The following is an 8830-nucleotide window of genomic DNA, read 5'->3' as shown; positions in this document are numbered from 1 at the left end:
TTACTTTCATTACAAGCCTGTCGATGTTGAAAAATATCGACGGTTGTTGTTATTTTGTCTGAGTTACCCAACAAATGCTCAGCCATTTTCTTATTGATGGCGTGGCAAGGGTTCGACATTTTCTCAGCTGGTAAGAAGGTTACTGAGCTATTGGCTTTATGCTCAGCGCAAAGGGCCCAACCAAAACGCAATAAAAAAGCTCTCTCATTACTTAGAATTGGAGTCTTTTCAAGCAAGTTCTGACTGATGATTTGCCCTGCCCGCTCTTGTGCTTTATCGGCGATCGCAAGGTCATCTTCAATAATTAATGCATTCTGGTGCTTACTTTGCGCTAACCAATGCCAAACTTTTTCGTAACTCAAGAATGTGGCAACTTGAGGGGGAATTAGCGTGTTGTTACAGTCATCTTTACCGCAGCTAAGATTCCCACAACGAAAACATGGTGGAAAGGTAACAACCCGCCCCTGGGTGTATGCGATTCGGCATGCCTCACTGTCGGCAGAAATAGCGTCAATAAATTGGAAATTGGATATATCATAGCGTTCAGCAAGTGCTTGCATGTGCAGACGTCGTTCAGTGCTTTCTACGAGAGAAATACATAGAACGACGTCAAACTTCGCAAAGAAATCACGCAAAGCTGTCATGGGTGGATCAATTTACTCAACCGAAACCGGAACATCATACCCATGCTCTTTCAGCAATGCATGGCGCTTGGCGACTTTTAAGTCTTCCATCACCATTTCTGCACACATTTCTTGCACGGTAATCTCTGGGGTCCAGCCGAGTTTTTCTTTAGCTTTAGTTGGGTCACCGAGCAGTGTCTCTACTTCAGCAGGGCGGAAGTAACGTGGGTCAACTTTCACAATCACATCACCAACGTTGAGTGCTGGTGCGACGTCGCCCTCGATGGCTTCAACAATTGCGACTTCATCAACGCCTTCGCCTTCAAAACGCAAGGTGACACCAAGCTCTTTTGCTGACCAGGTAATAAACTCTCGTACTGAGTACTGAACGCCAGTGGCAATCACAAAGTCTTCTGGTTGCTCTTGTTGCAACATCATCCATTGCATGCGCACGTAGTCTTTGGCATGTCCCCAGTCGCGTAAGGCGTCCATGTTACCCATGTATAAGCATTGTTCTAAGCCTTGGGCAATATTGGCTAAACCACGAGTGATTTTACGCGTAACGAAGGTTTCGCCACGGCGAGGTGATTCGTGGTTAAAGAGTATGCCATTACACGCATACATACCGTATGACTCGCGGTAGTTCACGGTAATCCAGTAGGCATAGAGTTTCGCCACTGCATAGGGTGAACGCGGATAAAACGGTGTGGTTTCTTTTTGTGGAATTTCTTGCACTAAACCATACAGTTCAGACGTCGACGCTTGATAGAACTTGGTTTTCTTTTCCAAGCCCAAAATGCGGATGGCTTCAAGAATACGCAAGGTCCCCATGCCATCAACGTCGGCTGTGTACTCGGGTGACTCAAAGCTCACCGCAACATGCGACTGCGCACCAAGGTTATAAATCTCGTCGGGCTGCACTTCTTGAATAATGCGGGTAAGGTTTGAGCTGTCGGTTAAGTCACCGTAATGGAGCACAAAGTTTTGATTATCCACATGCGGATCTTGGTAAATATGGTCGACACGCTGCGTATTAAACAACGACGCACGACGCTTGATACCGTGAACCTGATATCCCTTTTCTAACAAAAACTCGGCTAAATAAGAGCCGTCCTGGCCGGTTACACCGGTAATCAATGCTTTTTTCATTTTTACTTTTAATCCAATCAAGAAACAATTTAGAGTTTAACAAATCCTGTAACTTTATCAGACGATAGTTTACCAAGATAATTACCAGCCCGCTCTGGGTGAAACATTTCTCCTGCCAACTGAAGAATTTTTTCTTCAGACGCATACTCATGAACTCGACTATATAAGCTCAGCTCTTCTAGCATTCTTTGCACTGATCGCATTAAGTCAATAAGTGCCTGTTCTTTACATACAAAAATAAAGTCATCAATAATCTTGGGCAATGTAAAGCTACACGCCAATCCATGGGGCACATCGAAGTGACTGGTGAGCGGGTACGAAATCGCATGCGCAATCGCTGTTCTCGTTTGACTAATCGCAAGTCCAGCGAGCACGCTCGCTTGCTGCATCGCGGCGCGCGCTTCGATGTCACTGGGCGTTGTAAGCACTTTCGGCAGTGCCGTTTTCGCCAAGATTAATGCTTGGCGTGCATAAGCCTCACTGACCGGAGTTTTATTCACATTCCAAAGTGATTCACAGGCATGGGAAATCGCATCTAAGCCGGTATTGAGGGTTTCAGTTTCTGGCAGGCTATGCGTCAGCGTGGGGTCAAGCAAGGCAATATCCGGTAACACCAGTGTGCCGGTAACTGAATATTTCTTATGCTCGGTTTGGTCCCACACCGTGGCAAACGGCGTTACTTCCGCGCCAGTGCCTGAGGTAGTCGGAACGGCTATCGACGGCAGTTTCGTTTGCCATTGCTGCCCCTTTCCTTCACGCAAGCTTGCCTTCAGTGAATTCACTTCACCATGCGGTAACGTCACCGCCAGCACTTTTGCTGCATCCAGCACGCTACCGCCACCAAGAGCGACGACACCAACAATTTTGTCGGGCAGCAAACGAGCAGTGACTGCATCTAAGTCATCCAGCTCCGGGTTTGGCGTGACCGTATCATGCACGAGCCAGTCGATATCCAGCGTTGAAGTTAACGCCTTCACTCGCTCGGTGACACCGCGGAGAGTCATTCCTGCTGAAGTGACCAGAAGCCACTTGCCCGTTGCAGCATCAAGCGTTTGCATCAGCTTTGGTAAGCTTTCAAGGACCGTAGCCTCAAGTCGTACTGGATTATGATAACGCCATTCGCTCATTGCTAAATCCCTTCTCGTATCAATGACTGATTCCAGCAAACGCCATAAACGCCAGCTTATTTTCTTCTGCCGTTGATGTCGGACGACCTAAATCGTCACGCGAGCCGGTGGTGATTTTAACTTCCAGCATCACAGGTCCTCCGCCACGCGGTAAGCTCTGCCATGCACTTAGTATCTCATCCTCAGTGGAGGCGAATGCATAATGAAGATAACCGCTAGCCTTAGCCAGTGCAGCAAAGTCGAAGCGTCCGCCCACTGTAGGCTGACCACCAACTGATTCGTGCGCGGCGTTGTTTAGTAATACATGTACTAAGTTCTTTGGTTTCACATCACCAATAATCGGCATGGCACCTAAGTGCATCAAGGCCGAGCCATCACCGTCAATACAAACCACACGCTTATTTGGGTTACCCAGCGCTGCACCGAGCGCAATCGACGAGGTATGTCCCATGCCACCCACGGTTAAAAAGTCGCGTTGTGCTTCACCGCGCTTGACCCGAAGCTCAAACACTTCCCGTGAGGTTTTACCGGTCGTCGACACGACCAAGTCATCACCCGAGACATCTAACAGTGCCGCCAGCGCATCTTCGCGTTTAAGTTCAGACGGGCTATCAGGCTTACGCTGGCTCTTATAGCTTGCAAAAGCGTTCTTTTTGACTAGTAAAGCAACAGGCGCTTGCGTGCTATTCGCCTTTGCCATCAAACGCTTCACAATTGCTTCATAGTCACTATCGGCAGCCAACACTTCATACGGCACACCCAATAAATCAAGCTGCTCGGCAGTAATACGCCCTTGCTTCACATGCTGTGGCTCGTCTTTAACACCCGGCTCGCCGCGCCAACCGATAATCATCAGCAGTGGAATTTTATACACTTCCGGATCAGTCAATGAGGTTAACGGATTCACCGTGTTGCCAAGCCCCGAGTTTTGCATATACACCGCCGCCACTTTACCCGTGGTCATGTGGTAACCTGCAGCCAATGCCACCGCGTTACCTTCATTCGCGGTAATAATATGCTCACCTGCAGCGGCATTGTCATCGACATAGGCACAGAAGTTCTTCAGTAGTGAATCTGGCACACCAGCAAAAAGCTCAACGCCTTCACGCTTCAATGCTTCGAACATTAATTTCGGTTCAATCATTATTTCGTACCTGGAATCAGCTCTAAAATATCTTTAATCGGCAACATCTGTGCATCACACTCTTTTGAGCGCTGATGCGTCAAAATAGACTTAGTCGTGTCGACCATGGCCGGATACGCACTTCTTAGCAGCTGATTAGCATAAATCACGATATTAACACCCGCAGCCTGCAGCTCATCTTCAGTAATGCTGTTGTAGCTTGACGGTACCGCTACCAATGGTTTGCGGTTCGGAATCTCGTTGTAGCGACGACAGAACTCTAAAATCTCATCCGGCGTCTTCTCGCGCGAGTGAATCATAATGGCATCCGCACCTGCGTTTAAGAACGCTTCTGCACGCTCAATGGCATCATCAATGCCCCGCCCTAAAATCAAGCTTTCAATACGCGCCACAATCATAAAGTCATCTGTTGCTTGCGCGGCTTTACCCACTTTGATTTTATGGCAGAAGTTTTCAATCGAATCTTGCGTCTGTGGCACGTCTGTACCAAAGAGGGAATTTTTCTTCAGGCCAGTCTTATCTTCAATAATCGCAGCCGACACACCCAAACGCTCAAGAGTTTTTACCGTAAAGGCAAAATGCTCCGGCTGACCACCCGTGTCCGCATCGTAAATAATCGGTTTGGTAGTCACTTCCAGCACTTCATTCAGCGTCGTCATCCGCGCCGAAACATCCACCGCTTCAATATCTGGCTTGCCCTTTGCGGTCGAATCCGTCAATGAGCTGCCCCACATCCCATCAAACTCACGGCGCTTACCGTTTTCATCGATAATATGCGTGTTCTCGATAATCAAACCGGACAGTGCGTTGTGAATATCCAGAAAACGCACCAACGGTTTGACTTTCAGCATTCGGCGCAGTGATTTCAAACGAAGCTCTGGCGTGGTGCCAATGTCTTTTAACGCTTTATTCAATTTAGTTGATGAAATGCCCTTGGTGTAAGGCACTTCAATCAGCTCACCACCCCACTCCGCCAATGCATCAATCACCGCTTGACGGGTCTTCTGCTGCACGCCTTCTTTCCAGTCATCGCCATGCACCACATAATCAGGCTTGAGCTCACGCAAGTTAGGCACATAGTCCAATGTATGTTGAGGAATTACCCGAGACACACCTTTAAGGTTTTCAATCACCTCTTTACGCATCTCAAATTCCATGTGCGGAATACGCTTATAACTCGCGATCGCTTGGTCGGTTAACAACCCCACCACCACTTCACCGTACTTTTGCGCTTCTTTGAGGACGTTTAAATGGCCAGGGTGCACCAAGTCAGCACTCATACCGACGTAAACTAATTTCATATGTTGACTCACTAAATTTAATTGCATTTATACCAGTTTGTTAGTTCGATGTGACAAAAAGCCGAATTTATTAATAATATCTTGGGATGGTTTAAGAATATACCTATTTTGTTTCTCCCGCTCAGATAGAATGGAGCGATATCCCGGATCAGGGGTTTTCCAGTTCATTCCATATTGGTATTCTAAAAACCTCTCTACCCTATTAAATAACTTAATCTTTGTTCCTTCAAACTCTATTAGGTGAGCAGGAAAAACCAAATCGGAGAAATACTGCATTGAAGTGAAACCAGAAATATTGATTTCTTTATTAGCTTTAAACCATGCCGGCATTAAATCAATTGTGGCTTTATTAACTGTAATCCTTATATGTCCTGATGGACATGCTCTGACCAAATCGAACAGCTTAGAAGCTTCATGTAATATCATATCTCTTTCAGCTGCAACGTCGGCGCCAGTTTGGAGCTCTGAAAAATAACAGCAATCAAAATCATCATCTCCAGGTATAATTCTATTATCTCTGTAAATCCCAAGAGCGGTTCCATGAGTGACAAATAACTCATAACCGAGAAAATCTTCTAAAAACCCAGAAATTAAAGTGTAAGCTTCGAGATGACTATTGACTTTACTTGTAGACCAATCCTTAAACTGCAGCTGGCCTTTTTTATTAAGAATAAGCCCCTTACTTAAATCATGAGAAAATTCCTTTAGGGTTTTATGTTTGCATAACGATTCTCTAAAAACACAAGAATCAACACAAATATCAAATTTTCCGGAAATATAATTAACACTAAAAACCACCCCATCAGGGATTTTACTAACTCCACCCTTCACTATGAAAACCAAATCATCGCCTGAATTAATATTCATTTCCGAAACAGTAACATCATTAAATCGCAATTCATAATTACCAGCGATTGATATATCAACTTTTGGTTTGACAACCAAGTCTGAGGACACAACTTTAAGCACGGCTTGCTCCAAAACTGATTATGAGTTATTAATTAAAAATACTCCGAGCCAAGTCAAGGCTTCGTTCTAATTGATTTATTAGCATCTGAGAATTTTCACTTCGCTGTTGCTGCACCCAAGTTTTTATATCAGTTGTAGAAATATCCTGGGTACGACTTAAATAAATAACCTCTGTAAACTCAGACAAGAAATCAAATTTACCAGACCAGTCATCACCCATAGCAAAAACATTAATATTGTGCTCCTTAATATCATTTATTTTTGCTCCCAGCAATTTTCCGCAATAACAGCATCAACATACTTGCAGGATTCAAGTATTTCCACACGATGCTTAAAACTTATCACAGTTCTCTTACCTTTAACTGAATTAAATTCATCAGTTGAGCAAGCGACAGTTAGATGATCACCTAGAGACTTAAGTCTTTTTAATAATCTGACATGACCAACATGGAAAAGGTCGAAAGTACCATAAGTTAAAACTTTTCTCATATTAGTTATTCTCAATTTTATTTTTTAATAAGAACCAGTAAAAGGAGTTATTCTTACCAAAATCAAAGCGGAATGATGGATCAGGTACACGCCAAGAACTACCATAATTAACATCTAGCAGGGAAGCTGGATCTTTAGGGATAAAGATTTCACTTTCATAAAAATTAATCATTTTTAGTGGAAGAATTGATTCTGCTTTTATTTTCTTAGGATCGAGGGGGAATTCGTTTAAAAAGCCATCTTTTACCCAAGACAAAAAGAGATCAAACATAAAATTCAAAGAATCAGTTTTATAGTAGATCCAAAAATGCCCCCCAGCACAATCTTTTGCCTCAAACTCAGTACAGCTATTAATCCAGTCATAAATACGTCTTCTTTCTAAGATAATTTCTTCTTCAGAACTGAAGTTACTAATATACGCAAGATCAAAATCGTCGTCATGAGCAATAACGTCATTATCCCTAACAATTCCAAGCAATGTTCCAGATGTAACAAAAGATTCAATGTTGAGTTCGTCCTTTAAACTTTTTTGAAATTCGGATATTAGTCTGAATATTTTTTTTAACTTACCGGAGTCATAACGACTTCTTAGTGATCTGGAAATGCCATGACCTGTTAAAACAAACCCAGGGCCTTCTATTTCATCGATTGCACTTTGAATAAAACTATGGCTTCTTATTTTATCATTAGACTTCTCAAGATAAAAATTTAGGATGTCAACCCTCTTATTTTTTACTAAAGCAGATAAGTATAATTTTTCTACTTCATCGTACTCACACTGCATAAGATATTCTTTCACATTCATTTTAAAAATCCTTTCCACTCATCTCAATCTTTGAGAATGTCGTTGACAACCGCATCGCAAGCTCGCTAAACGAGCTCCAGGTACTTCCCAACAGCCGATTACATCGACTCAATAATATCGCATCAGCAAAGGCATAAATGATCTGTTCTTTTGAACGATCATAAACATCTCTTTTAAGTAAATAGCATTTTTCCCCAAAGCACTCTTGAAAAATTTTATATGTCTCAGGGAGATCCGTCGCTAAAAATAACTTTAAGTTATCTTCTTCTGCCATTAATTGCTCGATTCGTTTTATGAAATGCGAGTAATGGCTTTTGTCTCTCCAGTAATGTAACTGCTCATGACCTTCTTCTGTCCAATTCGAGACGTCATCATACGTATTATGGTCGAGCCCTTTACCTGCTTCCATTCGAACATGCACACCAACACAGCCGGATAGCTCAAATCCTTTAAGGAGTTTTTCTACTTGAGCTGAGGGCTTTAACGATCTTATAAATTCGTTCTCTATAACCCAGTTGCTATGAGGCGATTGGAAAACGTATGCTGAGCGACCGTATATGTCACCGACAACCTCTTCAGAAATTAGCTTATCTTTCTCTGCACCGCATTCAATTTCCATGTAATTGAATACTGTCATGCCTTTTGCTTCTGCACCTTCAACAAAACTAGCTTCGATGACCTCACCATCATAATCAAATAAATCTGAGAAACGACATTCACAGTGATGGTCAGGCTCCCATACAATCACCAATTTTCTATCTGTTGCTTTAGCAATCGCTGCCGCAGAACCGATAGCGCGTAAACGATTACCTAACCCATGCTGTGCATCGATATAAAATTTATATCTTTGATTCTTTATAACTTCCTTATTAGTTGAAAAATCAATTAATTCCTTTTTGTTTTTTTCTCTCAAATCGTTTATCAAGTCGAGCTCTTCATTGTTAATGAGGTGTATTTTATTTCTCGACTCATCCATTTCTTTTGGGATTTTATTACAAATATAAACTAATAACGAATTATTACCATCGACTATTGCACGCTTGGAAAAATTAAAGTAACTTTCACCTTCCTTATTAACAAGCACAGATATCTCATAATCGCAAAACCCTAGCAAACGCTTTGTTTCTTCATAAGGAATATCATTATAATACTCTTTCAACAAAAGATTATTTAAAATTTTAGAATTTTTCGCAATTGAAAAAACATCATAAGCGTGGCTAAAA

Annotated in this window: 9 protein-coding genes; all 9 read right to left on the bottom strand. The window is 42.8% G+C overall.

From position 1 onward, the window contains the following. On the bottom strand, positions 1 to 644 hold a 644-nt coding region (locus B7L72_RS08465; protein WP_139788484.1), incomplete at its 3' end, for a glycosyltransferase family 25 protein. A 12-nt stretch (positions 645 to 656) separates the two neighbouring features. Further along, positions 657 to 1772 (bottom strand): GDP-mannose 4,6-dehydratase, encoded by a 1116-nt coding sequence (gmd, locus tag B7L72_RS08460; protein ID WP_081193738.1) that lies wholly within the window; start codon positions 1770 to 1772, stop codon positions 657 to 659. 29 nt (positions 1773 to 1801) lie between these two features. After that, on the bottom strand, positions 1802 to 2899 hold the full coding sequence (locus B7L72_RS08455; protein ID WP_081193736.1) for a phosphonoacetaldehyde reductase: 1098 nt from the start codon (positions 2897 to 2899) through the stop codon (positions 1802 to 1804). A gap of 19 nt (positions 2900 to 2918) precedes the next feature. Continuing rightward, a complete protein-coding gene (aepY, locus tag B7L72_RS08450; protein WP_081193734.1) occupies positions 2919 to 4043 on the bottom strand; it encodes a phosphonopyruvate decarboxylase in 1125 nt (374 codons plus the stop codon). Next, positions 4043 to 5344, bottom strand: coding sequence for a phosphoenolpyruvate mutase (gene aepX, locus B7L72_RS08445; RefSeq protein WP_081193732.1), 1302 nt, complete (start codon positions 5342 to 5344; stop codon positions 4043 to 4045). The genes aepY and aepX overlap by 1 nt, the downstream gene beginning before the upstream one ends. Positions 5345 to 5371: 27 nt before the next feature. Beyond that, positions 5372 to 6313 carry a hypothetical protein gene (locus tag B7L72_RS18240; protein ID WP_139788477.1) on the bottom strand — a complete coding sequence of 314 codons (942 nt, stop codon included), beginning with the start codon at positions 6311 to 6313 and terminating at the stop codon, positions 5372 to 5374. A 255-nt stretch (positions 6314 to 6568) separates the two neighbouring features. Further along, the gene (locus B7L72_RS19100) at positions 6569 to 6802 is read right to left on the bottom strand and encodes an adenylyltransferase/cytidyltransferase family protein (protein ID WP_446718563.1); all 234 of its coding nucleotides are present in this window, start codon (positions 6800 to 6802) and stop codon (positions 6569 to 6571) included. Between the two features lies 1 nt (position 6803). After that, positions 6804 to 7607 carry a LicD family protein gene (locus B7L72_RS08435; RefSeq protein ID WP_081193730.1) on the bottom strand — a complete coding sequence of 268 codons (804 nt, stop codon included), beginning with the start codon at positions 7605 to 7607 and terminating at the stop codon, positions 6804 to 6806. A 1-nt stretch (position 7608) separates the two neighbouring features. Then, positions 7609 to 8830: hypothetical protein (locus tag B7L72_RS08430; protein ID WP_176212857.1), on the bottom strand; the 1222-nt coding region annotated here is incomplete at its 5' end.

The organism is Halomonas sp. BC1 (assembly GCF_002078135.1).
Lineage (GTDB): Bacteria > Pseudomonadota > Gammaproteobacteria > Pseudomonadales > Halomonadaceae > Vreelandella > Vreelandella stevensii.
This window is presented reverse-complemented; position numbering and strand designations above follow the sequence as displayed.